General features: G+C 72.7%; 25 protein-coding genes and 1 pseudogene. 8 read left to right on the forward strand and 18 right to left on the reverse strand.

The window, feature by feature from the left end:
* A partial coding sequence (locus B0E53_RS01000; RefSeq protein WP_146167536.1) for a CHAT domain-containing protein occupies positions 1-812 on the forward strand: 812 nt, incomplete at its 5' end.
* Here B0E53_RS01000 and B0E53_RS38895 read toward each other — a convergent pair.
* The 3 genes and pseudogenes from B0E53_RS38895 to abc-f form a co-directional block, all read right to left on the reverse strand.
* Entirely contained in the window at positions 786-1,538 is a 753-nt protein-coding gene (locus B0E53_RS38895; protein ID WP_246835162.1) for a transposase, read from the reverse strand. The genes B0E53_RS01000 and B0E53_RS38895 overlap by 27 nt on opposite strands.
* Positions 1,539-1,651: 113 nt before the next feature.
* Positions 1,652-1,870: pseudogene (locus tag B0E53_RS38900) on the reverse strand (acyl-CoA dehydrogenase family protein); the annotation flags it as partial.
* A gap of 140 nt (positions 1,871-2,010) precedes the next feature.
* Complete coding sequence (gene abc-f / locus B0E53_RS01015) at positions 2,011-3,648, reverse strand: ribosomal protection-like ABC-F family protein (protein WP_107074193.1); 1,638 nt, start codon at positions 3,646-3,648, stop codon at positions 2,011-2,013.
* Positions 3,649-3,916: 268 nt separating this feature from the next.
* On the opposite strand from abc-f, the gene B0E53_RS01020 reads away from it, so the two are divergent.
* A complete protein-coding gene (locus B0E53_RS01020) occupies positions 3,917-5,260 on the forward strand; it encodes a glycoside hydrolase family 18 protein (RefSeq protein WP_107074194.1) in 1,344 nt (447 codons plus the stop codon).
* 20 nt (positions 5,261-5,280) lie between these two features.
* On the opposite strand, the gene B0E53_RS01025 is transcribed toward B0E53_RS01020, so the two are convergent.
* On the reverse strand, positions 5,281-5,832 hold the full coding sequence (locus tag B0E53_RS01025) for a DUF5872 domain-containing protein (RefSeq protein WP_107074195.1): 552 nt from the start codon (positions 5,830-5,832) through the stop codon (positions 5,281-5,283).
* 81 nt (positions 5,833-5,913) lie between these two features.
* Positions 5,914-6,081 carry a CGNR zinc finger domain-containing protein gene (locus B0E53_RS01030; RefSeq protein WP_246835150.1) on the reverse strand — a complete coding sequence of 56 codons (168 nt, stop codon included), beginning with the start codon at positions 6,079-6,081 and terminating at the stop codon, positions 5,914-5,916.
* Positions 6,082-6,114: 33 nt separating this feature from the next.
* Between B0E53_RS01030 and B0E53_RS37245 the strand changes: the two genes are divergently transcribed.
* Both B0E53_RS37245 and B0E53_RS01040 read left to right on the forward strand, forming a co-directional pair.
* Positions 6,115-6,318: a substrate-binding domain-containing protein gene (locus B0E53_RS37245; RefSeq protein ID WP_281492820.1), complete on the forward strand. Its 204-nt coding sequence runs from the start codon at positions 6,115-6,117 to the stop codon at positions 6,316-6,318.
* A 143-nt stretch (positions 6,319-6,461) separates the two neighbouring features.
* Positions 6,462-6,911, forward strand: a complete 450-nt coding sequence (locus tag B0E53_RS01040) for a VOC family protein (RefSeq protein ID WP_107074196.1) — start codon at positions 6,462-6,464, stop codon at positions 6,909-6,911.
* A 31-nt stretch (positions 6,912-6,942) separates the two neighbouring features.
* Here the strand turns inward: B0E53_RS01040 and B0E53_RS01045 are convergent, their stop codons facing one another.
* Both B0E53_RS01045 and B0E53_RS37250 read right to left on the reverse strand, forming a co-directional pair.
* Positions 6,943-7,905 (reverse strand): N-acetylmuramoyl-L-alanine amidase, encoded by a 963-nt coding sequence (locus B0E53_RS01045; protein ID WP_107074197.1) that lies wholly within the window; start codon positions 7,903-7,905, stop codon positions 6,943-6,945.
* The gene (locus tag B0E53_RS37250) at positions 7,905-8,057 is read right to left on the reverse strand and encodes a hypothetical protein (RefSeq protein ID WP_168215167.1); all 153 of its coding nucleotides are present in this window, start codon (positions 8,055-8,057) and stop codon (positions 7,905-7,907) included. The genes B0E53_RS01045 and B0E53_RS37250 overlap by 1 nt, the downstream gene beginning before the upstream one ends.
* A gap of 194 nt (positions 8,058-8,251) precedes the next feature.
* On the opposite strand from B0E53_RS37250, the gene B0E53_RS01050 reads away from it, so the two are divergent.
* Positions 8,252-9,826, forward strand: a complete 1,575-nt coding sequence (locus tag B0E53_RS01050; RefSeq protein ID WP_107074198.1) for an FMN-binding glutamate synthase family protein — start codon at positions 8,252-8,254, stop codon at positions 9,824-9,826.
* Positions 9,827-9,844: 18 nt separating this feature from the next.
* On the opposite strand, the gene B0E53_RS01055 is transcribed toward B0E53_RS01050, so the two are convergent.
* A complete protein-coding gene (locus tag B0E53_RS01055) occupies positions 9,845-10,474 on the reverse strand; it encodes a VOC family protein (RefSeq protein WP_107074199.1) in 630 nt (209 codons plus the stop codon).
* Between the two features lie 100 nt (positions 10,475-10,574).
* Complete coding sequence (locus B0E53_RS01060) at positions 10,575-11,135, reverse strand: winged helix-turn-helix domain-containing protein (protein ID WP_107074200.1); 561 nt, start codon at positions 11,133-11,135, stop codon at positions 10,575-10,577.
* A 297-nt stretch (positions 11,136-11,432) separates the two neighbouring features.
* Between B0E53_RS01060 and B0E53_RS01065 the strand changes: the two genes are divergently transcribed.
* Complete coding sequence (locus B0E53_RS01065) at positions 11,433-15,842, forward strand: S8 family serine peptidase (RefSeq protein WP_107074201.1); 4,410 nt, start codon at positions 11,433-11,435, stop codon at positions 15,840-15,842.
* Between the two features lie 107 nt (positions 15,843-15,949).
* Here the strand turns inward: B0E53_RS01065 and B0E53_RS01070 are convergent, their stop codons facing one another.
* The 8 genes from B0E53_RS01070 to B0E53_RS01105 all read right to left on the reverse strand — a co-directional run bounded on the left by B0E53_RS01070 (position 15,950) and on the right by B0E53_RS01105 (position 21,343).
* The gene (locus B0E53_RS01070) at positions 15,950-16,492 is read right to left on the reverse strand and encodes a winged helix-turn-helix domain-containing protein (RefSeq protein WP_246835151.1); all 543 of its coding nucleotides are present in this window, start codon (positions 16,490-16,492) and stop codon (positions 15,950-15,952) included.
* A gap of 517 nt (positions 16,493-17,009) precedes the next feature.
* Positions 17,010-17,606, reverse strand: a complete 597-nt coding sequence (locus B0E53_RS01075) for a DUF3618 domain-containing protein (RefSeq protein ID WP_107074203.1) — start codon at positions 17,604-17,606, stop codon at positions 17,010-17,012.
* A 22-nt stretch (positions 17,607-17,628) separates the two neighbouring features.
* Positions 17,629-18,024: a phage holin family protein gene (locus B0E53_RS01080; RefSeq protein WP_107074204.1), complete on the reverse strand. Its 396-nt coding sequence runs from the start codon at positions 18,022-18,024 to the stop codon at positions 17,629-17,631.
* Positions 18,021-18,692, reverse strand: coding sequence for a hypothetical protein (locus B0E53_RS01085; protein WP_107074205.1), 672 nt, complete (start codon positions 18,690-18,692; stop codon positions 18,021-18,023). The genes B0E53_RS01080 and B0E53_RS01085 overlap by 4 nt, the downstream gene beginning before the upstream one ends.
* 694 nt (positions 18,693-19,386) lie before the next feature.
* Positions 19,387-19,977, reverse strand: coding sequence for an NAD(P)H-dependent oxidoreductase (locus tag B0E53_RS01090; RefSeq protein ID WP_107074206.1), 591 nt, complete (start codon positions 19,975-19,977; stop codon positions 19,387-19,389).
* A gap of 90 nt (positions 19,978-20,067) precedes the next feature.
* Complete coding sequence (locus B0E53_RS01095; RefSeq protein WP_107074207.1) at positions 20,068-20,511, reverse strand: SRPBCC domain-containing protein; 444 nt, start codon at positions 20,509-20,511, stop codon at positions 20,068-20,070.
* A gap of 23 nt (positions 20,512-20,534) precedes the next feature.
* Positions 20,535-20,885: a metalloregulator ArsR/SmtB family transcription factor gene (locus B0E53_RS01100; protein WP_107074208.1), complete on the reverse strand. Its 351-nt coding sequence runs from the start codon at positions 20,883-20,885 to the stop codon at positions 20,535-20,537.
* Positions 20,882-21,343, reverse strand: coding sequence for an SRPBCC family protein (locus B0E53_RS01105; RefSeq protein ID WP_107074209.1), 462 nt, complete (start codon positions 21,341-21,343; stop codon positions 20,882-20,884). The genes B0E53_RS01100 and B0E53_RS01105 overlap by 4 nt, the downstream gene beginning before the upstream one ends.
* 88 nt (positions 21,344-21,431) lie before the next feature.
* On the opposite strand from B0E53_RS01105, the gene B0E53_RS01110 reads away from it, so the two are divergent.
* Positions 21,432-21,986 carry a hypothetical protein gene (locus tag B0E53_RS01110; RefSeq protein ID WP_210405844.1) on the forward strand — a complete coding sequence of 185 codons (555 nt, stop codon included), beginning with the start codon at positions 21,432-21,434 and terminating at the stop codon, positions 21,984-21,986.
* On the opposite strand, the gene B0E53_RS01115 is transcribed toward B0E53_RS01110, so the two are convergent.
* Positions 21,957-22,994: a WYL domain-containing protein gene (locus B0E53_RS01115; RefSeq protein ID WP_107074265.1), complete on the reverse strand. Its 1,038-nt coding sequence runs from the start codon at positions 22,992-22,994 to the stop codon at positions 21,957-21,959. The genes B0E53_RS01110 and B0E53_RS01115 overlap by 30 nt on opposite strands.
* A 62-nt stretch (positions 22,995-23,056) precedes the next feature.
* Between B0E53_RS01115 and B0E53_RS01120 the strand changes: the two genes are divergently transcribed.
* A complete protein-coding gene (locus B0E53_RS01120; RefSeq protein WP_210405846.1) occupies positions 23,057-23,674 on the forward strand; it encodes a DinB family protein in 618 nt (205 codons plus the stop codon).
* The last annotated feature ends 98 nt before the right edge of the window (positions 23,675-23,772 follow it).

Consider the following 23,772-nt stretch of genomic DNA (forward strand, 5'->3'; position numbering starts at 1 on the left):
CGGTCGGCGCGCTGGCCCGGCTCCCGCTGCACGCGGCCGGTCACCACCGCGAGCCGGGCGGCCGGCGTACCGTCCTCGACCGTGCGGTGTCGTCCTGGACGCCGACCCTCACGGCCCTGGCCCACGCGGGGGCGGACCGGCCGCCACGGCCGACGACCGCCACGGCCGCCGTCGTCGGCGTGCCGACCGCGCGGGACCTGCCGGCGCTGTCCCAGGTACGCGCCGAGGTCGAGCAGGTCGCCCGGCTGCTGCCCGGCTCCACGGTGCTGGCCGGGACCGAGGTGGCTCAGGACGCGGTCGAGGACGCGCTCCGGGAGCACCCGATCGCGCACTTCGCCTGCCACGCCGAGGCCGACACGCGCGTCGCCTCGATGTTGACCGGCGGGCTGCGCCTCGGTGGCGGGCGCACGCTCAGCCCGCACATGGTGGGCTCCTACCACCTGGAGCGGGCCGAACTGGCGTTCCTCTCGGCGTGCGGCTCCGCCGCGACGCACCCCCGGTTGACCGACGAGCCGCTGCACCTGGCGGCGGCGTTCCAGCTCGCCGGCTTCCGGGGGGTGGTCGGCACGACCTGGCGGACCCCGGACAGCGCGCGGGTCGCCGCCGCGTTCTACGCCGGGCTGACCGACGGGGGCACCCGCCCGCCGGACACCGCCGCGGCGGCCCGGGTGCTCGCCGAAACGGTACGGGCCGTCCGCGACGAGTTCCCGGCGACGCCGACCCGGTGGGCCGGCCACCTCCACGTCGGAGTCAACTACCCGCTCGTGAATGGGCGGGCTTGTGGGTCAAACCCCTCGCTGGCTGCGAGGTGATGCCACGTGCGGGCGGTTGACTGCGCCCCAACTCTCGACACCGCGCTCGGCGATGTTGAGAGCCGCATTGCGATCGGCGTGGGCAACGACCCCGCACGACCGACAGGTGAAGGTTTCCTGGTCGGGCCGGTTCCGCTTGTCGCGGTGCTTGCAGCCGTGGCAGGTCTGGGAGGTGTACCGCGGGTCGACCTGGACCAACGGTACACCCGCTCGGCGTGCCTTGTAGGCAAGGAACCCGCCGAGCTGGTGGAACGACCACGAGTGGAGCGTGACCCGTTGGGGCTTCCTGAGCCGGACCCGCTCGCGGATCCCCGTCAGGTCCTCGACGGCGATACCGCGACCGGTGCGTGCAGCCTCGGTCACGATGGTCTTGGCGATGCGGTGGTTGGCGTTCGCGGCGTGCCGCGCCTCCTTGTTGGTGCGCCGGGCCAGCAGCCGCTTGGCCGACTTCGTGCCCTTCTGCTGCAACCGCGCCCGCAGCCGCAGCTGCCGGCGGCGGTAGCCGTTGAGCCGAGTGCCGGCGTAGCGGTTGCCGTCGGAGTCATTGGCGATGTTGGCGATGCCCAGGTCCACGCCGAGGAAGCCGTCCGGTTCATACGACGGCGCCTCGGCCACCTCGACCGAGGCGTACAGGAACCACATCCCGTCGCGGTGCACCAGGTCGGACTCGCCGATCGCGCTGCTGGCGACGGCCTTGAGCTGGGCCGGCGAGCCGGTGTACGCCACGCCGCGTCCGAGCCGCTGTCCGGTTCGGTGAGGGCGAAGCAGCCCAGTGCGCCGCCGGAGCAGAGCCGGGGCAGCCACTCGGCCCGCTGCGGCGCCGAGCCGTGCGCGGCGACGGACTTGGCGACCAGCCCGAGCGACACCGAGACGATTCCCCGGACGGCGGGGTCGCCCCGGCCCAGCTCCTCCAGGACCAGGCAGTAGGTGAGGTGGTCGCCGCCGGACCCGCCGTCCTCCTCGGGGACGGTGAGCCCGAGGAAGCCGAGCCGCCCGAGCTTCCCGACGATGTCGGGGTCGACCTCCTCCCGCCGGTCCCAGGCCGTCGCGTTCGGCATCACCTCCCGGTCGACGAACTCGGCGGCGAGCCGCCGGGCCGCCACCTGCTCGGCGGAGAGCTGAAGGTCCATGCGGCATAAACTAGCGGTGCAAGTTTAAGTCCGTCCAGACCCCGCTTCCGCCGAGCGCGGCGGAGGGCTCAAGCCGGGTCGGGTGCGGGCACCTCGCGGAGCCGGCCACCGTCGAGGCGGAGCCACCGCCGCACGCCGATCTCGGCGAGGAACCGCTCGTCGTGGCTCACCACCACGAACGCTCCCCGGTACGCGCCCAGGGCGTTCTCCAACTGGCCCGCGCTGACCAGGTCGAGGTTGTTCGTCGGCTCGTCCAGCAGCAGCAGGTGAGGAGCCGGCTGCGCGTACAGGACACAGGCGAGGGTGGCCCGCAGCCGTTCGCCGCCGGACAGCACGCCGACCGGCAGGTGGGCGCGCGCGCCGCGGAATAGGAACCGGGCCAGCAGGTTCATCCGCTCGGCCGGCGGCCGGTCCGGGGCGTACGCGGCGAAGTTCTCCGCCACCGTCCGATCCGGATCGAGCAGGTCCAGCCGCTGCGACAGGTACGCGACCCGGCCCTCGCCCCGGCGCACCTCCCCGCCCTCCGGGTCGAGGTCCCCGCGCAGCAGCCGGAGCAGGGTGGACTTGCCGGCGCCGTTGGGGCCGGTCAGGGCGATCCGCTCCGGTCCCCGGATGCTCAGGTCCACCCCCACCCCGGCGAAGACGGCCCGGCCGTCGTGGTGGACCTGCATCCGCTCCCCCGCCACGACCGTCCGGCCGGCGGGGACGGTGGTCTCCGGCAGGTCCAGGGTCAGCGTCTGGTCCTCGCGCAGCGCCCGGCTGGCCTCGTCGAGCCGGGACTGGGCCTCACTCACCCGGTTCGCGTGCGTCTGCCGGGACCGGCCGGCCGACTCCTGGGCGCTGCGCTTGAGCCCCCCGGCGACGATCCGGGCCAGGCCGGCGCTGTCGAGGTTGCGGGCGGCGTTGCCGGCCCGCCGTTCGGCCCGCTCCCGGGCCTGCTGCATCTCGCGCTTCTCCCGCTTCACCTCCTGCTCGGCGCCGCGCACGGTGCGCTCGGCCGCCTCCCGGGCCGCCCGGGCTGCCTCCTCGTACGCGGTGAAGTTGCCGCCGAACAGTCGCACCTCACCGCGGTCGAGTTCGGCGATGCGGTCCATCCGGTCCAGCAGGGCCCGGTCGTGGCTGACCAGCAGCAGGCAGCCGGACCACTCCTGGAGCACCGCGTACAGCCGCTGCCGCGCCTCGAGGTCGAGGTTGTTGGTCGGCTCGTCGAGCAGTAGCACGTCGGGGCGGCGGAGCAGTTGCGCCGCGAGGCCGAGGGAGACCACCTGCCCGCCGCTGAGCGTGTCCAGCCGCCGGTCGAGCGGGACGTCCCCCAGGCCCAGCCGGTCGAGTTCGGCCCGGCTGCGCTCCTCCACGTCCCAGTCGTCGCCGACCGTGGTGAAGTGCTCCTCGCGGGCGTCACCGGCCTCGATCGCGTGCAGCGCCCGGAGCACCGCGTCGACACCCAGCACCTGGGCCACGGTCAAGTCGCCAGCCAGCGGCAGGTTCTGCGGCAGGTAACCGAGCACGCCGTCCACCGTCACGGCGCCGCCGGTGGGGGTGAGGTCGCCGGCGATCAGCCGCAACAGGGTGGTCTTGCCGGCGCCGTTCGGCGCGACCAGGCCGGTCCGGCCGGGCGGCACGGTGAAGGACAGGTCCTGGAAGACCGGGGTGTCGTCCGGCCAGGAGAAGGAGAGGTTGCTGCAAACGACGCAGGCGTCGGACATTGGAGAGACCCTCAAGGTTGAGCCGGGCAGGGCACGGCCGCCCGGATGACGAGACAGGGATGCGACGAGGTGGGCCGGGAATCACCCGGAGATGTCGTCGTCGCCCGTCATGTCGGTCTCCTTCGAATCGGAGCGCGGTCTCTCGGCGCTCGCCCGGCCAGCCTAGCAACTCCGCGCGGCGCTCTTGACCGCGAATGCCGACCGGCTTAGCTTCATCGATCAGAAAGGTCTCTTAACTGATCCCGCTCCGTCCGACGTGGGAGTGCCGATGCGACCGTTCCGCCACCGCCGCCTCACCGCCCTCGCCGCCCTGTCGACCATGCTGGTCACGGCTGCCCCGCCGAGCGCCGCGGGCGCCGCGGACGGCTCACCCCGCCGGGCCGGGTACCACCGGGTCGGTTACTTCACCCAGTGGGGCATCTACGGCCGGGCCTTCCCGGTGAAGAAGCTCGACAGCTCCGGGGCGGCGAGCCGCCTCACCCACGTCGACTACGCCTTCGGCAACGTCAGCGAGGACGGACGGTGCTACGTGGACGGCGGGCCGGGCGAGGGGGACGCCTGGGCCGACTACCAGCGCCCCGTCCCGGCGGAGGAGAGCGTCGACGGCGTGGCCGACGCCTGGGGCGAGCCGCTCAACGGCAACTTCGGCCAGCTGGCCAAGCTCAAGGCCCGGCACCCCGACCTGAAGGTGATGATCTCGCTGGGCGGCTGGAGCTGGTCGACGTACTTCTCCAACGCCGCACGCACCGACGCGTCCCGCCGGGCGTTCGTCGCCTCCTGCATCGACCTCTACCTCAAGGGCAACCTTCCCGTCCTGGACGGCGGCAGCGGCGGCCCGGGCGCCGCCGCGGGCGTCTTCGACGGCATCGACCTGGACTGGGAGTGGCCGAACTGGCCGGGCGAGCCGGGCAACGTGGTCCGCGCCGAGGACCGGGAGAACTTCACCAAGCTGCTCGCCGAGTTCCGCCGGCAACTCGACGCGTACGGCCGGCAGGCCCGGAAGCACTACGCGCTGACCGCGTTCCTGCCGGCCAACCCGGCGGCCATGGACGCCGGGTACGAGGGCCGGAAGATCTTCCGGTACCTCGACTTCGCCACGGTGCAGGGGTACGACTTCCACGGTTCCTGGGATCCGGTGACCAACCAGCAGTCCGCGCTGCGCGTGCCGTCGGGCGCGCCGGACAGCCCGGACTTCTCCGCCGAGGTGGCGATCGACGGCTGGCTCGCCCGCGGCGCGCCGCGCGGGAAACTGGTCCTGGGCATCCCGTACTACGGTCGCGGCTGGACCGGCGTCACCGGGAGCGGAGACGGGCTGTTCCAGCCCGCGGCCGGGCCCGCGCCGGCCACCTTCGAGGCCGGCTATGAGGACTACAAGCAGCTCAAGACCCTGCCCGGCAAGGGCTACACCGTCCACCGCGACCTGCGCGCCGGGCACGCCTGGCTCTTCGACGGCACGACCTTCTGGACGTACGACGACCCGGCGGTCGTGTTCCAGAAGACGCTCTACATCCGGCGGGCCGGCCTGGCCGGGGCGATGGTCTGGTCGCTGGACGGCGACGACGACAACGCCACGCTGACCCGGACGGTCAGCGTGGGCCTCGCGGCGCCGTAACGGCCGGCACGCCACCGTCGTCAGCGCCGGGCCAGCTCCGACTCCAGCCGCTGGACGAGCGTCTTGCGGGCCTTGCCGTCGCGCTCGCGCCGCAGCGCGGAGCGGAGCTGGCGCGTGTCGAGGCCACGGACCAGCTTGACCGCCTCCGTGACCGGCAGGTCCGACAGCTGCCCGGCCGACGTGGCGTCGCGGCGGGCGCGCTTCGCCGGGCCGGTGTTGGCCACGTACTGCCGCCCGGACCGGGACGCCTGCCGCTTCTTCGTGTCGGTGTCGCGCCGTTGCTCGTCGGAAAGCTGCTGCCAGGCCCGTTTGGGCAGGTAACGAGCGGTTTCGCCGTTCCGGCGCGCCCGGGTGGAGCCGGACCGGGTCTGCCAGTCCTCGGCGCCCCACCGCTGCAGCGACCGCTGCCGCTGGTCCCTGGGGCCCTCGAAGCCGCCACCGCGCTTCTTGTACTCGTTGGTGAGCAGCTGCGACTTGCGGGCCGACCACTGCCCCGGCCGGCCGCCCTTGTCGGAGGCCTGGATCTCCTCCTTGAGCTGTTCCCTGAGCTCCGGCTTCGTGTACCTGGCCATGTGGAAGGCGTTCCCGGGACGGCGCGCCACATGCGTCCGGCCGGCCGGATCGGCGCGGGCTCCGGGCGGTCGGCCGCCGGGTCAGCGGTCCGGGCCGGTGTCCGGCGCCCCGGACCGGCGGCCGCGCCGGACGGCGTAGGCCCGGCGCATCTTCACGTGGTTGCCGCAGCCGGCCATGGAACACCAGCGGCGGGCCTGGTTGCGGGAGGCGTCGTAGTAGGCCCACCGGCAGGTGTCCCGGTCGCACACCTTGAGCCGGCTCCACACGGGGTGCCCACGGACGTGGCCGTGATCGGGATCGGTGACAGCGCGGAGGGCCGCTACTCGCGACCGACGCTGACCTCGGTCTCGGCCGACCCCGCGTTCCTCGCCCGGACGGCGGTCGCGCTGGCCGTCGCCCGGCTCGACCGCCCGGGCGCCCCGCCCGCCCGGATCACCGCGCCGCACGCGATCCTGCCCCGGGAAAGCACCGGCCCGGCCGGTTGACGGTTCGGCGGTCCACACCGCCGTCGCGGCCACTTTCGGACGTGAAGCTGCTTCTACGCGAGTCAGTCGGCCACCAGTTCGGGGCTCCGCGGGGTGTGCTGCGCCCGCACCCGGGTATCCGGCGGGCCGAGGGAGGGGACGCCGTGACGGATGAGGCACCGGACTACTTCCAGCCGGAACACGGCCTGGTCGTCACCCACCTGCTGATCGTGCGCGACGTGGACCTCTCGCGGGAGTTCTACCGCCGGGTCCTCGGCGCCACGGTGGTGCGTGACCGGCGGCCGGCCGTGCTCCGCCTGCACAACAGCTACCTCGTGCTCAACGACGAGGGCGGCCCGACCGACGACAAGCCGACCGTGACGGCGCGGGCGCCGACCGACCCGGACACCCTGAGTGGGGCGCTCAACATCCGGGTCACCGACGTACGGGCCGTCTACGAGCTGTGGCGCTCCCGGGGCGGTGAGTTCCTGACGGAACCGAAGGACCACGGGATGGAGATCCGGTGCTACCTCCGGGACCCCGACGGATACCTGATCGAGCTGGGCCAGGGCACCGGCATCCTGGCGGAGATGGGCCGGCCCGTGCCGGGCTGAGCCCGGCCGGGCGGTGGTTGCCCGGGACGGTTCAGACCCGGGTGAGCCGGACGGCGTCGGCGATGACCAGGCCGCCCGCCGAACTCCACCGGCTCACCGCCACCCGGTTGGCGTCCCCCGCCGGCAGGGCGAAGGTGCCGAGGGTACGCCACTGGCCGCCGGTCGCCCGCTGGTCGACGTAGACGGTCCGGTTGCCGGTCGTGGTGGCGATGATGTACGGCGTCGAGCCGTTGTAGCCGGCGTTGGCCGGCCACCAGGCGTCGACGCGGTAGTTGGCGGCGGCCGGGACGTTGAACCGGTACCAGGCCGCGTCGCTGGCCGCGACCGGGTCGGCGTAGCGGTAGTCCGCACCGTAGCGCTGCCCCGAGTAGGACGAGACGCCCCAGTTGGCGCTGGCGGTGAAGCGCCCGGCGGTGGCGTTGTCCACGATCGAGGACCAGGCCGTGCCACCGGCCATCTTCGCGGCGACGTCGGCGCGCATCACGTCCAGGTCGATGAAGGACGGGTCGATCTTGCCGGTGGTGCTGGTCTCCCGGTGCCCGCGGGCGTAGCTGGCGTCCCGACCGAGCCGGGTGAGGACCGCCGCGGTGGCGGCCACGGAGGCGTCGTACTGGGCCGCCGTCATCTCCTGGCTGACGCCGTTGTAGTCGATCTCCCAGCCGATCAGCATGGTGTTGCCGTCACCGGCCGGGATCGGCCCGCTGCCGCCGCTGGTGCCGGCGTGGTTGCAGCGCCCGGCCGAGATCACGTGGAAGACGCCGTGGTAGTCGACGAGCGCCTGGCAGAGCGGGCCGGGCAGGTCGGAGCGGCCGTTGATGCAGATGTTGAGCGCCGGGTGCGGGTTGGTGGCACTGGAGGTGGAGGCGGTGTGGTGCCAGAGCACTCCGATCGGGTCGAAGGAGCCGGGGCGCATCCGGTTGAGCCAGTCGCCCTCCACGACGACCTGCACCCCGGCCGCCCGCAGCACGTCCACCAGCCAGGGGATGGTCGCCATCAGGAGTCCCCGAGCAGGTCGGCCAGGCACTCGGCCTTCGGCGCGGCGGCCGCCGCGCGGGGCCGGGCCGCGACGGTCAGCGCGGCGGCCACCAGGGCGGGGATGCCGAGCAGCCCTCGGCGCCGCAGACGGACGGTTCGTGACGGGGTCATGGCACTCCTTCAGCGACCGGTCGAGGAACGTTGGCGGGACGGTATACCGTCACGGACGTCGATGTCGATAGCCTTCGGCTTCGGTCGTCGAGCTGAAGGAAATTGGCAGTCCCGCGGGCGCTCCGGTGCGCCGACCGGGGAAGTCCCGCGCGCCGGGCCGTTTGGCCGGCGGCGATCCCGGAAAGAGTGGCGGCATGAGCTGGGCCCGTAGAGCCGTACCCGCCGCCGTCGCCGCCGTGGCGGCCCTCGTCGCGCGCGACCTGCTCCAGCGCGACCACGCGCTGCTGCGCACCTTCCCCGTCCTCGGCCGCGCCCGCTACCTGCTCGAATCGATCGGGCCCGAGCTGCGCCAGTACATCGTGGCCGGCAACAACGAGGAGCGGCCGTTCACCCGCGACCAGCGGCGCTGGGTGTACGCGTCGGCTAAGCAGGAGAACAACTACTTCGGGTTCGGCACCGACAACGACATCGAGTACACCCCCGGATACCCGATCATCAAGCACCGCACCTTCGGCCGGGCGGTGCCGCCGTCCTCCCCCGCCGCCGGGCACGACGTCACGCTCCCCTGCGCGAAGGTGCTCGGCGCCGCCCGGGGCCGGGCCCGCGCGTTCCGCCCGGAGTCGGTGGTCAACATCTCCGGCATGAGCTTCGGCTCGCTCTCCGGCAACGCCGTCGAAGCGCTGAACCGGGGCGCCGCCCTGGCCGGCTGCCTGCAGAACACCGGCGAGGGTGGGCTGTCGCCGTACCACCGCAACGGCGGTGACCTGGTCTTCCAGATCGGCACCGCGTACTTCGGTTGCCGGGACGAGCGCGGCCGGTTCAGCCTCGACCGGCTCAAGGACCTCGTGGCGGGAGCGCCGGTCCGGGCGCTGGAGATCAAGCTCAGCCAGGGCGCGAAGCCGAGCCTCGGTGGTCTGCTGCCGGCCGCGAAGGTCTCCGCCGAGATCGCCGCCACCCGGGGCATCCCCCAGGGACGGGACTGCGTCAGCCCGTCGCGGCACGCCGAGTTCTCCGACTGCGACAGCCTGCTCGACTGGGTGGAACTGCTCGCCGCCGAGACCGGCCTGCCGGTCGGCATCAAGTCCGCCGTCGGCGACCTGGGCTTCTGGGCGGAGCTGGCCACGCTCATGCGCGACACCGGCCGCGGCGTGGACTTCGTGACCGTCGACGGCGGCGAGGGCGGCACCGGCGCCGCGCCGCTGATCTTCACCGACTCGGTGTCGCTGCCGTTCCAGCAGGGCTTCTCGCGGGTCTACCGGGTCTTCGCCGAACGGAACCTGCACGAGCAGGTGGTCTTCGTCGGCGCCGGCAAGCTCGGGCTGCCGGACAACGCCGTGGTGGCGTTCGCGCTCGGCGCCGACATGGTGAACGTGGGCCGGGAGGCGATGCTGGCGATCGGCTGCGTCCAGGCGCAGAAGTGCCACACCGACACCTGCCCCACCGGCGTCGCGACCCAGAACCCGTGGCTGGCCCGGGGCGTCGACCCGGCCCGCAAGTCGGTGCGGGCCGCCAACTACGTCCGGACGCTGCGGCGCGACCTGGTCAAGGTCGCCGAGGCGTGCGGCGTCGAGCACCCCGGGCTGATCGACACCGGCGCGGTCGAGGTGCTCGACGGCCGCACCGCCTCCACCCCGCTGGACCGGGTGTACGGGTACCGCCCGGGGTGGGGCCTGCCCTCCGCCGTCGACCGCGCCGAGATCGTCCGGCTGATGACCGCCGAGGCGCCGCAGGGCGGCAGCGCGCCGCCCTCCCCCACCGCGGTGGGCTGAGCCGCGCCCGCAACCCGCTCACCTGGGCGGTTCCGCGCCCGTCTGCTCACTGACCAGGTACGCGGCGTACCAGTCGGGCCAGTTCGGGTCGGTCCCGCCGGTGCGCTTCTCGTGCTCGCCGTGGGCGGCGGCGGCGCGGCGCAGCGCCGCGGCCAGATCGTTGCCGGAGGCGAACGAGGGCGCGGCGGACTCGACGCGCCCCGGAAGCCGCGTGGTGATCTCCTGGAGCAGCCAGGAGTTGCCGTCGGGATCGCTGAACTCGGCCCGGGAGAGGTAGCTGCGGCGCTCCGGGTCCACACCGCTGGCCGGGCCGCCCGGGCCGGGGTGGAAGATCTCGCTCACCTCGACGCCGGCGGCGACCACCGCGTTCCGGGCCGCCTCGATGTCGGCGACGATCAGGTACGCCTTGGCCGACCCGGGCGCGGCGGCGGTGAGACTGGGGCCGAACTGGACCGAGCATCCGGAGCCCGACGGCGTGAACTGGACGACACCGGGCGGCGTGCGGTCGAGCCGCCACCCGAGGCGCCCGTAGAACTCCTTGGCACGGTCGACATCCGCCACCGGGATGACGACCACCTCGAGCTTCAGGTCGACGTTCCGGCTCGGCCTCCCGCTCGCGTCGTTGCGGCGGACATCCGTCGCGCTCATCGCGACCTCCCTGGTGGCCTGGCCTCTCGCCCGCCACGTTACTGCTCCCCCACCCGCGAGCTGCCCCGTTTCCGCATCGCCGTGGTGAGCCGGGCGGCGGTCAGCGGCCGCCCGACGGGGCACCGCCGCCCTGCGCCCGAGGGCGCCGGTGATCGGTCAGCCGGAGTCCGACACCGCGTACCGCGACGACGGTCACACCGGTGCCCAACTGGTCGAGCTTGCGGCGCAGCCGCTTGACCAGGGACTGCACGTCCGCCTTCCGCTGCAACCCCTCGTCCTGCCAGACGGAGCGGTGCAGCTCGGCGTAGCTCCAGACCCGGACCGGCTCGGCGGTCAGGCAGGCCAGCAGGTCGCGTTCCAGCCGGGTGAGGACCACCTCCCGGTTCCCCCACCGGGCGATGGAGCGGGCCCCGTCGATGACCAGCGCGTCGTCCGGGGCCCGGGGCGCCGGGGCGACGGCCGGCGGAGGATCGACGGCCGCCGGCGTGATCAGCCTCCGTAGTTCGTCGAGGTCGGCCACCAGGAGCAGGGGCGCGACGCCGTCGAGGAGTTCGGTGAGCCGGATCCGTTCGGCCGGTGACGGCGTCACCCCGATCACCAGGGGGAAGGGCTTCTCCCCCGGATCGATGCCGCCCGCCGAACCTGTCTCGTTCCCGATCACCGCACCACCCCCCAGGAACAACGACAAAAGTTGCCCGCCTTGGGAATCGCCGTGACAGAAGTTGTCAACCAAGCCGTCCAGTGGCGAACTGTTGGTGACAAGTTGCTCACGTACGGTTCTTGATCGCGCTTTCCTGTCGATCATAGTGTCCACTCAGGCAGCCGGCGTAGACCCGCACGGCGCCTAGGGGGCCTGGGGGGTTCGTTCACACCGCTGTCGATCCGACGGGAGAGGAGTCTCCTGCGCCCTTCCGCCATGGCTCGAACATCGCGGGTCGTTCTGGAGGAGGCAGCACCCATGCTGAGACGTCCACACAGGAAGGACCTGGCCGGTCGGCTGGTGAGCGCGGGGGCGGCACTGGTCCTCGCCGCGACCGGCCTGGCCGCCACGGGAACCGGCGCACATGCGCAGACCGGAACGGGAACCGGTGCCACGGCCGGCGACAAGATCCGCCCCGAGCTCACCCGGCAACTTCAGGGCAAGAGCGAGGGCGACTTCTGGATCCACTTCAAGGACCGGGCCGACCTCGGCAAGGCCGGCGCGAACAAGGACTGGGCCAAGCGGGGCGCCGCGGTCGCGGACGCGCTGAAGAAGACCGCCGCCGAGAGCCAGGCCGGGATCCGCGCCGAACTCGACCGCTCGGGCACGAAATACCAGACGTTCTGGGCGACCAACGCCATCAAGGTCAGCGGCGGCTCCCTCACGATGGCCCAGAACTTCGCCGCCCACGCCGAGGTGGACGGCCTGTACGCCCCGACGGAGTACAAGCTCCCCGAGGTCACCAAGGGCACCGACGAGAAGTCGGTCAACGCCCTGGAGTGGGGCATCGCGAACATCAACGCCGACGACGTCTGGTCCCAGTACGGCGTCAAGGGCGCCGGCATCACGGTGGCCAGCATCGACAGCGGCGTGCAGTTCGACCACCCGGCGCTGGTCAACTCGTACCGCGGCAACAACGGTGACGGCACCTTCGACCACAACTACAACTGGTTCGACGCCGCCGGCGACTGTGCCACCGCGCCCTGCGACTCCGACGGCCACGGCACCCACACGATGGGCACCATGGCCGGCTCGGACGGCGCCAACCAGATCGGCGTCGCCCCCGGGGTCAGGTGGATCGCCGCGAACGGCTGCTGCCCGACCGACGCCGCGCTGATCTCCTCCGGCCAGTGGATGCTCGAACCCACCGACCTCAACGGGCAGAACCCGGACGCCAGCAAGCGGCCGAACATCATCAACAACTCGTGGGGGACCACGCTGCCCTCCACCGAGCCGTTCATGGAGGACGTGACCGACGCCTGGACCGCCTCGGGCATCTTCGGCACCTGGTCCAACGGCAACAACGGGCCCTCGTGCCAGACCAGCGGCTCGCCGGGCAGCCTGTCCAGCAACTACTCGGCCGGCGCGTACGACATCAACAACAACATCGCCAGCTTCTCGTCCCGCGGCACCGGCCAGAACGGCGAGATCAAGCCGAACCTGGCGGCGCCCGGTGTCAACGTCCGGTCCAGCGTCCCGAACAACACGTACGCCAGCTACAGCGGCACCTCGATGGCGGCGCCGCACCTCGCCGGTGCGGTCGCGCTGCTCTGGTCGGCGGCACCCACCCTGGTCGGCGACGTCGCGGCGACCCGCGCGCTGCTGGACAACACGGCGGTGGACAAGGCCGACACCCAGTGCGGCGGCAGCACGGACGACAACAACGTCTACGGCGAGGGCCGGCTGGACGCGCTCGCGCTGCTCAACGCCGCCCCGATCGGCGACAACGGCACCCTGGCCGGCAAGGTGACCGACGCGGGCACCGGCGCCCCGATCGCCGGCGCCACCGTCGCCCTGACCGGTGCGGCGACCCGCTCCCTGACCACCGGCGCCGACGGGACGTACTCGTCGCTGCTGCTGGCCGGCGACTACCAGGTCGCCGTCTCGGCGTTCGGCTACCAGAGCCGGACGCTGTCGGCGACGGTCACCACGAACGCGACCACGACCCTCGACGTCGCGCTGACGGCGGTGCCGAGCGTCACCGTCGGCGGGCAGGTCACCGACGGCTCCGGACACGGTTGGCCGCTCTACGCGAAGGTGAGCGTCGAGGGCCTGCCGGTCTCCGACTACACGACGCCCGGCAACGGCCGCTACAGCCTCAAGCTCCCGGCCGGGGCGACCTACCGCCTGAAGGTCGAGTCGCAGTACCCGGGCTACCCGAGCGTGACCAAGGAGGTTGTGGTCGGCTCCGGCAACGTCACCAGCAACATCGCCGTACCGGCCGACCCCGCCGCGTGCACCACGGCGCCCGGCTACACCAACAGCTCCGACGGCGAGTACGAGACCTTCGACGGGGACACCGTGCCCGAGGGCTGGTCCGTGGTCGACAACGCCGGCACCGGCCAGGTCTGGAAGTTCACCGACAGCGGTGACCGGGGCAACCTGACCGGCGGAGCCGGCCGGTTCGCCATCATCGACAGCGACGACTACGGCAGCGGCGGGCGGCAGGACACCTCGCTGGTCAGCCCGGTCGTCGACCTGACCGACGTCGCCACGCCGGTGATCCGGTTCAACCAGGACTACAACTGGCTGAACTCCGACCGCGCGGACGTCGACCTCAGCCTGGACGGGGGCACCACCTGGAGCAACGTGCTCCGGCAGGCGGCCGACGTCCGGGGGCCGAGAGTGACCGAGGTGCCCATCCCGCAGGCCGCGGGCCAGGCACAGGTCCGGGTCCGGTTCCACTACTACGAGGCCTCCTGGGAATGGTGGTGGCAGGTCGACAACGTGCTGATCGGCAGCCGGATCATCTGCAAGCCGGTCAACGGCGGCCTGGTGCTGGGGCACGTCCGGGACAAGAACGACAACGGATACGTCAACGGCGCCACCGTCACCAGTGACGACCGCCCGGCGGAGAAGGCCACCACGGTGGCGACGCCGGACGACACCGAACTGGCCGACGGCTTCTACTGGATGTTCTCGTCGCTGACCGGCGCACATCCGTTCACCGCCCGGGCCGGCAACTACGTCAGCCAGACCAAGCAGGTCGACGTCGAGACCGACTGGGCGACGGCGGCGAACTTCCAGCTGGCCGCGGGCCGGCTGGCGGTGCAGCCGACGTCGGTGACCGGCACGGTCCGGATGCCCACCGGCAAGGTCAACAAGACCTTCACGGTGACCAACACCGGCGGGGCGCCCGTGAACGTCGAGTTCACCGAACGCGACGGCGGGTTCGTGCTGCAGCGGGCCGACGGGTCCCGGCTGTCCGAGCAGGAGCTGCTCGGCTCGACCGGCGCGCCGGCGCAGCGGCTCACCGCCCCGACGTCGTTCGCCGCGCGTCCGTCCGGCAAGTCGGCCACCGCGGCCGCCGCCACGCCGGCCGGTCCCCAGGCGGCGCCCTGGACGGGCATCGCCAACTACCCGGCCAACGTGATGGACAACCGGGTGGTGAACCTCGACGGCAAGGTCTACTCGATCGCCGGCGGTGACGGCACGGCGTCCAGCGCGAAGAACTACGCGTACGACCCGATCGCCCAGAGCTGGACGGCCATCGCCGACCTTCCCGGCGCGCGCAACGCCATGACGGTCGGGGTCGTCGACGGCAGGATCATCGCCACCGGCGGCTGGGGTGCCTCCGGTCCGGACGGCACCACCTGGTCGTACGACCCGGCGGCCAACACCTGGACCAAGAAGGCGAACAACCCCGCGCCGCGGGCCGCCGCCGGCCAGGCCGTCGCGGACGGCAAGCTGTACGCCGTCGGCGGCTGCACCACGGCCAGCTGCCTGCCGATGTCCAACTCGGTGGTCCGGTACGACCCGGGCGCCGACACCTGGGAGACGCTGCCCAACTATCCGAAGTCGGTGGCGTTCCTGTCCTGCGGCGGGATCGGTGGCACCGTCTACTGCACCGGTGGCAACGACGGCACCACCTCGCAGAAGGCCAGCTACGCCTTCGACCCCGGCGCCAACGCCTGGACCGCCGTCGCGGACGCGCCGGCCGACAGCTGGGCCAGCTCGTTCGCCGTCGCGAACGGCAAGCTCCTGGTCGTCGGTGGTTCCCAGGGCGGGGCGATCACCAACGCCGGTTTCGCGTACGACCCGGCGACCGACTCGTGGGCGAACCTGCCCAACGCCAACGCCCCCCGCTACCGCGGCGGCGCGGCCTGCGGCTTCTACAAGGTCGGCGGCTCCTCGGGCGGCTTCACCGCCACCAAGGACAGCGAGGTGCTGCCCGGCTTCGAGGAGTGTGCCGAGGGGCCGGCGGACGTCAGCTGGCTGACCATCGACAAGTCGAAGGTCACCCTCGCGCCGGGTGAGAAGGTCACGGTCACGGTCGGCATGACCGCCAACGTGGACCAGCCCGGCACGTACTCGGCGTCGGTCGCGATCAAGGAGAACACGCCGTACACCGTGGAGCCGGTGGCGGTCAGCATGATCGCGCAGCCGCCGACCACCTGGGGCAAGCTGATGGGCACCGTCTCCGGCACGAGCTGCCAGGGCGCCACCGCGCCGCTGCCCGGCGCGGTCGTCCAGGTCGACTCGTGGGCGATGTCCTGGACGTTCGCCACCGACGCCGACGGCAGGTACGCCTACTGGATGGACCGGCGCAACAACCCGCTCACCATCATCGTCGCCAAGGACGGCTGGAAGCCCCAGACCCGTCAGGCGAGAATCAGCACCGCCACGCCCACCGTGGAGGACTTCACCCTGTCACCCGTTCGCTGCTGACCACTGATCGCCGTTCCAGAGGCTCGGCCCGCCCGGTGTTCCCGCCGGGCGGGCCGAGCCGCGTGGACGGCCCTGTCGGTCCCTCGGGCGGCGCCGGGAACCCGTGCTCAGGACGACGCGAGCCGGAAGCCCACGCCACGTACCGCCTGGATCGTGGGCGCCGCGCCCAGCCGGCCGAGCTTGCGCCGGACCCGGCGTACCACCGAGTGCACGTCGGAGCCGCGTCCCAGATGGTCGTTGCCCCACACCGCGCGGTGCAGCCGCGCGTAGGTCCACACCTCGCCGGGCGTGCCGGTGAGGCAGACCAGCAGGTCGTGCTCCAGCGGCGTCAGCCCGACCTCCCGCTCCCGCCAGCGCAGGACGCGCCGGTCGGAGTCGACGTCCAGCCCGGGCACGGACTGGCCGGCCGGCGCGGGGGCGGCGACGACCACGTCGGGGGCGGGGGCGACCGCCTCGGGGGCGGCGGCGACCGCCTCGGGGGCGGCGGCGACCGCGTCGGGGGCGGCCGGAGCCTCCGCGGGGCGGCGGACCAGATCGAGGAACCGTCGTGCCTGGTGGACGCTCGAAACGATCAGGAACGCCTCGGTGCCGCCGAGCAGTTGGGCGAGTTGCCGGCGTTCCGCCGCCGAGGACGCGATGGCAATGACCAAGGACGCGTTCCCTGTCATCACTCGCCCTTCCGTTTCCCACCCTTTGGTGAGGCTGGTGCGCCGCACCGGGCAATTACGCGCGCCGATGCGGCGCAGGTGGTCGCACGCGACCGCCAGGCGTGGGTGGATGCGGACACCTGCGGGTCGGCTCCGGGAAAGGCGTGCTGGACCTGCGTTGCGTGGTGAGGCATTGATGGCCTGCTGACCGCGATCATATAGCCGCTCACCGATGATTGGTATAGCCGTTAACGTCACCGCAACAGCCGTCGAGAAGATGACGACGGCATTTCTCCGGCGGCTCGCGCGGCCCGCACAACCCGCATCGGCCCAGCGGTACGGCCTGGAACTTCGGTGAAGCAGGAGTGGACCGCGCCGTACCCCGCCACGACCAGTACGAGGCCCGTGCCTGACCGCGTGAGCACGGTCCGCTGCCCGGTGGACAGCGGACCGTGCTCACGCGGCGGGACGAGGCCGTCCTGAGACGTGGTGGGTCGGCGGCTCGACCCGTTCGACCGGCTCAGCGACGCCGCATGTCGTCGGCGGCCGCATGCGTCTCTTCCTGAACCTGGTGGGCGGCCGACTGGCCCTGGTCCCGGACGGCGGACACGCCCTGGGTGGCGGTGGACCGCACCGACTGGGCCGCCTGCTGCGCGGGCTCCCGCAGGTTGTCCCGGAGCTGGTGACCGACCTGGCCCGCCTGCTCGCGCAGCCCGGCCGAGTGCTCACCGACCATGCCCCGGGCCTGCCCGGCCCACTGCCGCTCGGGACGGCTGGGCGGGATCATCGAGGAGACCAGCAGTCCGGCGCCGAAGGCGATCAGGCCGGCCGCCAGCGGGTTGCCCTGTGCCTGCTCCCGGGACTGCTGCCCGAGCGACCGCGCCTCGTTCCGCACCGAACCGGTGGCCTGGGACATCCGCTGGCCGACGCTGTGTCCGTCCATCTGCGCGCCCATCACCTTCTCCTTGGCCCGGGTCAGCACGCCGCGCGCCTGCCCGACGCGCTCACCGGCGATTCGACGCGGGTTCACCTTGTCGGTCAGGGCATCCACGTCGCTGCTCAGCTCGCTCCGGGTGTTCTCGATCTCTGATCGGATCCGGTCCGGATCGTTGGACATGATCCGCTCCCTCCTGGCTCGGTCAGCGGCCTCGCATGGCCTGCGGCATCTCCCGCGCGGTCTGTTTCGTCCGAGGGAAGACCGCACGGAGCTGCCGCATCTTCGTCCGCGCGCTGGCGAGAAGGACGGCGGTGGCGACCGCCCAGATGACCGCCACGATCAGCGCGGCCCAGCCCTCGTCCATCACGTTCGACAGTCCCCACCAGACCGCGTAGGACACGAACAGCACAGTCAGGAAGCCGGCCAGCGCCGCGCCGCCGAACATCCCGCCGGCCTTGCCGGCCTGGCTCGCCTCCTCGCGCAGCTCCGCCTTGGCCAGCTCGACCTCCTGGCGGACCAGCGTGGACAGATCCCGGGTCACCTCGCCCAGCAGCTCGCCGACGGAGGCCTGGCTCCGCTCCTTCTCCGGGGCACTCACGGCGCCACCCCGCCCGGGACCTCCGGCTCCGGCCGGCCGGGGGGCGACACGTTCTGCGCCCGGGCCACCCCGGTGTACGGCTGCTCTCCGGCGTACGGCGCCTCGACCGTCCGCTCGGACGACATCGGCGCCGGCGGCGGCTGCGCGGGCTGGGCCGGCTGAGCGCCGGGACCCGCCCCGTCGGAGGCGGTCAGGTTGCGGGTGAGCCGGCCGACCAGCAGACCCGCCACCACGGCGCCGGCGAGGAACGTGCCCGGATGCTGCCGGGCGTACCCCCGCACCTCGTCCAACACCTCACCGGGCTCCCGCTGGTCCAGCCACCCGGCGGCCCGCTGGGCAGCGTCCGCCGCCCGCCGGACCGCCTCGCCGGCCATTCCGGACTCCCCGCTCCGCTCCGCCATCGAGCCGAGCTCGCGGCCGAGGTCGCGGAGCCCTTCGGCGGCCCGGTGCTGCTGGGTCCGAGCCTGGTCCTGCAGTTGCGTGGTGGCCTGCCCGGTCAGGTTGCGGGTCTGTTGCCACGCCTCGGCGGCCACGTGCCCGCCCTGCTCGGTCGCGGCGTGCGCGACCTTGCCGCCGGTCTGCGCGGCGGCGTGGCCGACCCGGGAAGCCTCCTGCCGGGCCTGCCCGCCGGTGCCGCCCGGCGAGCGGCTCTGGTTGGTTGCCGTCATAGCCCTGTTCCCTCCCTCGCTCCCGGCCAGCGACGCGACCGGGAAGCTCCCCCGCTCTGCCCGCCAGGCCGGCTGAAAGTCGGTTCAAAGGACGGATCAGCCTTTACTGACAGGCACGCGGGGTCGGCGTTGAACGCATGGCCTCGCGGTGTTGTTCGAATGTGCGGCAAGCACGACCTGCACTCTTCGCCTTGCCGGGTACCTCGCCTCAGGTCGCTCGGTGAATGCCCACGTGAGCGGCACTTATGCGGGTCTGCTGTGGCGGTGGGAACCGGGCACGAGTGGCCGGCAGGCCGTCGGCACGCCGGCCGGAACAGCCCGAACGTGTCAACGGCGCCGAACCCGCCAGCACCGTCGCTCTCGCACCTCCAGGATGAGACGGGAGGCAACCCGGTAGTGAGAGGAGCGATCGGTATGAAGCGCGGACAGGGCAGGAGAGGCCGGCTGCTGCAGGCAGCGGCGTTGTCCCTCTCGGCGGCGACGGTGGGGTTGGCGGTCGTGCGGGCGGCGCGTCGTCGTACCGCGGGAGAGGCATGGGCCGGCGATCCCACTGCCCGTGCGGGTGACGCTGTCGCCGGTGGCGGCATGGACGCGTCGGCCCTCAGCGGCGCCGCGACCGGTCGCGATCGGGAAACGGCGGCGCCGGCGGCGAGTCACTGACGGGCTGACGCCCCAACTGGCCCGGTCCGACCGGCTACGCGCCGGACTGAGGGGTGGCCATCGTCGTGCCGGACCGCAGGTTCGCCAGGGCACCGCTCCACGCGGTCAACTGGTCGAGCATCGTGTTCACCGCACCGACCTGGTGATCACCGGGCTTGAAGACGCTGAAGTTTTCGAAGTCGGTGAAGAGCGAGAGCGCGACCTGGGCCCGTACGTCCGCCATCTGCAACTCGGCGACAACCAGGCGGAGGTGCTCCACCGCCCGGGTGCCGCCGACGCTGCCGTAGCTGACGAACCCGGCCGCCTTGTTGTTCCACTCGGCGTAGAGGAAGTCGATCGCGTTCTTCAGCGCCCCGGAGGTGGAGTGGTTGTACTCCGGCGTGACGAAGACGTAGCCGTCGTAGGAGGCGATCTTCTCGGCCCACCGCAGGGTGTGGGGCTGGGTGTACTGGCCGAGTGACGGCGGTGCCATCTCGTCGAGGTGGGGCAGGTTGAAGTCCTTGATGTCGACGAGTTCGTACTGGGCGTCGTCGCGCTTGGCGGCGATCTCGTGAACCCAGCGGGCCACCGTCTCCCCGTTACGTCCGGGCCGCGTGCTCCCGATGATGATGCCGATCCTGGTCATTGCCGTCCCTTCCGTCCGTTGGCCCGGCGACCGCGGGCGCGGGCGGCGTCTACCCGGTCGGCATGGTTTCGAACGGCACCATCACCGGACTCAGTGCCAGTCGCTGATCTGCACGTCCCGCGGCGACGGCGCCCCCTCGCCGGTCTCGACCAGCGACTTCAGGCTCATCAGGTAGGAGCCCCACTTGGTGCTGCAGTGGTGCATGAACTCCACCGGCTCCCGCCAGCCACGGTGCTTGAACAGCACGATCGTGTAGTCGCCGTCCTGGTGGAGGTCCCAGTCGATCGTGGTGCCCAGCCACTCCCCGGGGCCGTCGACCACCCGCCATGCCACCCGCTCGGACGGCCGCAGCTCGACGACCTCCATGTCGAAGCCGCCGGGCAGGAACCGGAACTCGAGGACGCCGCCGACGTCGCCGCTGCCCTTCGTGTCGTCGGTCCACCAGCCGGCGAGGCCCTCGACGGTCGTCAGCGCCTCGTACACCTTCTCCGGCGTCGGGGTCTTGACCCCGACCCGGTGCAGGATGTCCACCATCTCGACTCTCCTTGATCTCGTTGTCAGTCCTGTCGGGTGTGCTGGATCGCCTCGGCGATCCGCTTGATCCGCTGCAGCCGGGCGTCCCACGCCGATCCGACCGACGACAGCTGGGCCACCGCGCGGGCGAGCTGCGCGTCGTCCACCCGGTACCGCTTCTCGCGGCCTGCCGGCGTCGCCCGGACCAGGCCGACCCGGTCGAGGACGCCGAGGTGCTTGGCCACCGCCTGGCGGGTGACCGGCATCTGCTGGCTCAGCGTGGTCGCGGTGCCGTGGCCCTCGACGAGCAGCAGGTCGAGCATCCGCCGCCGGGTCGGGTCCCCGATCGCGGACCAGAGGTCGTCGTCGACCTGCTCGGCCACCCCGGTGCTCACGCCCGCACCTCCAGCGTCGCCGCGTACGCCACCAGCCGCGGCAGGTAGAAGTCCCAGCCGGTGCCGTGCTCCCGGTACTGCTGCTCCAGGACGGCGACCTCCCAGCCCATCTCGCGGAAGCCGGTCTCGGTCATCCTGAGCAGCGTTCCGCCGCCGGACGGGGTCAGGTCGAAGGTGACCAGCAGCGAGTTGCCCGCCGCCGCGACCTCGCCGGCCGGCTGGGTCCACCGGAACGAGAACCGCCGCGGCGGCCGCGCGTCGACCACGGTGAACGGCACCACCGTCCCGCCGGCGTCGCGGTCGCCGAAGACGATCTCCCCCGTCGATCCGGGCGTCGGGTCGTACCGGGCGTCGTCCGGCCACCACTGCTTGAGGTGATCGGGGCTGCTCACCACCTCGAAGACGATCTCGGGCGACGCCTCGACGTAGATCTCACGCTCGATGGTTCCGAACTCCACGACATCCTCCTGCAACGTTTGGTTGCGCATGACGCTACCCCGACAGGTGGCTTCGCGCAACCAAACGTTGCGTTTGGTGTCCGGGCGGATGGCGACAGCCGGCGCGCACCGCCGCATCGTGGAGTTCCAGGCCCGGCGCGAGTTCGAGGCGTTCGGGTCGCTGCTCGGCGCGGTCCGGCCGTGGCGGGTCGCGGCGCTGCCCGCGCCCGGGTCCCGGCTGGACCGGATCCTGGTGTGGCTGGTTCCCGCCGTGGTCCTGGTGGCGAGCCGGCTCGTGTTCACCTGGTTCGCGGCCCCCGCGCACCTGCTGGTCACCCTCGGCGGGTGGGCGCTGTTCGCCCTCGTCGTACGCCTCGTCGTCGGCCGGCGCGACCCGTTCCACCTGTGGGCCGTGGTCGGCGGCGTCGCGCTGCTGCGCGGCACGCTGCTCCTGGCGGCGCTCGCCGGGCGCGGGCCGGGGCGGTACTGGTTCGCCTTCTGGACCGCGCTCGCGCTGCTGCCCTGGGGCCTGTCCCGCATCCTCGGCATCACCGTCTACCTGGGCATTCCCGCCGACCTTCCGGGGTACGCCGCCGTCGCCGGAGCCGCCCTGGCCGCCGCCGGCCTGCTGCTGTCACTCGGGCGCGGCCGGCGGACGGCCTGACCGGCCCGGGCGACCGGGGCCCCCGGTCGCCGCGTCGCCGTAGCGGCGGGCCAGGCGCGCGAAGGCGTCCCTGAGCTCGGCCGGGCCGACGACCTGGAGGTCGGCGTCGAACGCGCCGAGGGCGGCGGCCAGGCCGGGCCAGGACCAGGAGCCCAGGACGAGCCGGCAGCGGTCCGGGCCGAGTTCCTCGACCAGCCCGTCACGGGTGTAGCGGGACACCGCGGCGGCCGGCAGGTCGAGGATCACCTCCCCTCGGCAGGGCCAGTCGCCGGGGCCGCCAGAGCCCCGGAACTTGCGGGCCACGAAGGTGGCCACATCGCCCGTGGGCAGCTCCCGCGGGGTGAACCGGGGGCCGGTGGGGATGCGTGGGGTGATCCCGTCGACCCGGAAGGTGCGCCAGTCCTCACGGTCGAGGTCCCAGGCGACGAGATACCACCGTCCGCCCCAGACGACGAGGTGGTGTGGCTGCACCCGGCGCCGCGGCGCCGGCTCCGGGTTGCCGGCGCCCTCCGTCGCGGTCGCGCGGGTGTAGTCGAAGCGCAGCACCTCGCGGGCGTGGACGGCGGCGCTGAGTGCCATGAGCACGCCGCTGTCGACGGTGGGGACCGGGCGGGCCGCGGGCCGCGCGACGGCGGTGACCTGGAGCATGTCGATCCGGCGGCGCAACCGTGCGGGCATCACCTGCCGGACGGTGTGCAGCGCGCGGACCGCGGCCTCCTCGATGCCGGCGCCGGTCGTGGTGGCGATCTGGAGGGCGATGGCCAGCGCGACGGCCTGCTCGTCGTCGAACCGCAGCGGAGGCAGTTCGGCCCCGGCGTCCAGCCGGTAGCCGCCGTCGGGCCCCTTGAGCGCCGCGACGGGATAGCCGAGCTCGCGCAGGCGGTCGACGTCGCGGCGCACGGTGCGCGGGCTGACCTCCAGCCGCTCGGCCAGGAGCGCCCCCGGCCAGTCGCGCCGGGCCTGGAGCAGCGAGAGCAGGGTCAGCAGTCGCGCGGCGGTCTTCGGCATGGTTCCCATACTGCCCGGAGAAGAGGCCACTACCTGACCTCTTCTCCTGCGACGGTGGCCGCATGCCAGTCATCGACACCGACGAGAAGGGCCCGAACACCATGAACGCTGCCACCACGCCCCGCGCAACCGTCGACGCCGAGCGCGCCGACCTGCTCGCCGACCTCGCGACGGCGCGAGCGGCCCTCACCATCACCGTCCGCGGACTCACCGACGAGCAGCTCGGCGAGCGGCCGACGGTCAGCGCACTCTGCCTGGGCGGGCTGATCAAGCACGTCACGGCCATGGAGGAAGCGTGGCTCCGCTTCGTGGTCGAGGGCCCGTCGGCGATGCGCTTCGACCTGCCCGACGGGGTCACCTGGGCCGACCTCATGGCCGGTACCGCGCGGGAGGTCCCGCAGTGGTTGATCGACCACGAGGACGGCTTCCGGATGCTGCCGGGCGAGACGCGGGACGGGATCCTCGCCCGCTACGAGCAGGTCGCCGCCCGCACCGAGGAGATCGTCGCCGCCGTCCCCGACCTGTCCGCGACGCACCCCGTGCCGGACGCACCCTGGCAGGAGCCCGGAGCGGTGCGCAGCGTACGCCGGGTGTTGCTGCACGTCATCGCCGAGACCGCCCAGCACGCCGGGCACGCCGACATCCTGCGCGAGTCCCTCGACGGCCAGCCGTCCACCTGAGCGGTGACCCGGTGCCCGAGGTTGGACCCGGCCGGGAGGGGTAGACCGCCGCGAGCGGCGGGGCCCGCCTCGGCCGGGTCCACCCGGTTCGGACCCCC

The sequence above is a fragment of the Micromonospora sp. MH33 genome, assembly GCF_003013775.1.
Classification (GTDB): domain Bacteria; phylum Actinomycetota; class Actinomycetes; order Mycobacteriales; family Micromonosporaceae; genus Micromonospora; species Micromonospora fulviviridis.

Bases quoted from the DNA above. Each gene is read 5' to 3' on its own strand.
- B0E53_RS01120 (WP_210405846.1), top strand. From the start codon at position 23,057: ATGCCAGTCATCGACACCGACGAGAAGGGCCCGAACACCATGAACGCT.
- abc-f (WP_107074193.1), bottom strand. From the start codon at position 3,648: ATGTCCGACGCCTGCGTCGTTTGCAGCAACCTCTCCTTCTCCTGGCCG.
- B0E53_RS01085 (WP_107074205.1), bottom strand. From the start codon at position 18,692: ATGACGGCAACCAACCAGAGCCGCTCGCCGGGCGGCACCGGCGGGCAG.
- B0E53_RS01075 (WP_107074203.1), bottom strand. From the start codon at position 17,606: ATGTCCAACGATCCGGACCGGATCCGATCAGAGATCGAGAACACCCGG.
- B0E53_RS01055 (WP_107074199.1), bottom strand. From the start codon at position 10,474: ATGAGCGCGACGGATGTCCGCCGCAACGACGCGAGCGGGAGGCCGAGC.
- B0E53_RS01050 (WP_107074198.1), top strand. From the start codon at position 8,252: ATGAGCTGGGCCCGTAGAGCCGTACCCGCCGCCGTCGCCGCCGTGGCG.
- B0E53_RS01115 (WP_107074265.1), bottom strand. From the start codon at position 22,994: ATGCCGAAGACCGCCGCGCGACTGCTGACCCTGCTCTCGCTGCTCCAG.
- B0E53_RS37250 (WP_168215167.1), bottom strand. From the start codon at position 8,057: ATGACCCCGTCACGAACCGTCCGTCTGCGGCGCCGAGGGCTGCTCGGC.
- B0E53_RS01090 (WP_107074206.1), bottom strand. From the start codon at position 19,977: ATGACCAGGATCGGCATCATCATCGGGAGCACGCGGCCCGGACGTAAC.
- B0E53_RS01065 (WP_107074201.1), top strand. From the start codon at position 11,433: ATGCTGAGACGTCCACACAGGAAGGACCTGGCCGGTCGGCTGGTGAGC.
- B0E53_RS01110 (WP_210405844.1), top strand. From the start codon at position 21,432: ATGGCGACAGCCGGCGCGCACCGCCGCATCGTGGAGTTCCAGGCCCGG.
- B0E53_RS01095 (WP_107074207.1), bottom strand. From the start codon at position 20,511: ATGGTGGACATCCTGCACCGGGTCGGGGTCAAGACCCCGACGCCGGAG.
- B0E53_RS01025 (WP_107074195.1), bottom strand. From the start codon at position 5,832: ATGGCCAGGTACACGAAGCCGGAGCTCAGGGAACAGCTCAAGGAGGAG.
- B0E53_RS01045 (WP_107074197.1), bottom strand. From the start codon at position 7,905: ATGGCGACCATCCCCTGGCTGGTGGACGTGCTGCGGGCGGCCGGGGTG.
- B0E53_RS01020 (WP_107074194.1), top strand. From the start codon at position 3,917: ATGCGACCGTTCCGCCACCGCCGCCTCACCGCCCTCGCCGCCCTGTCG.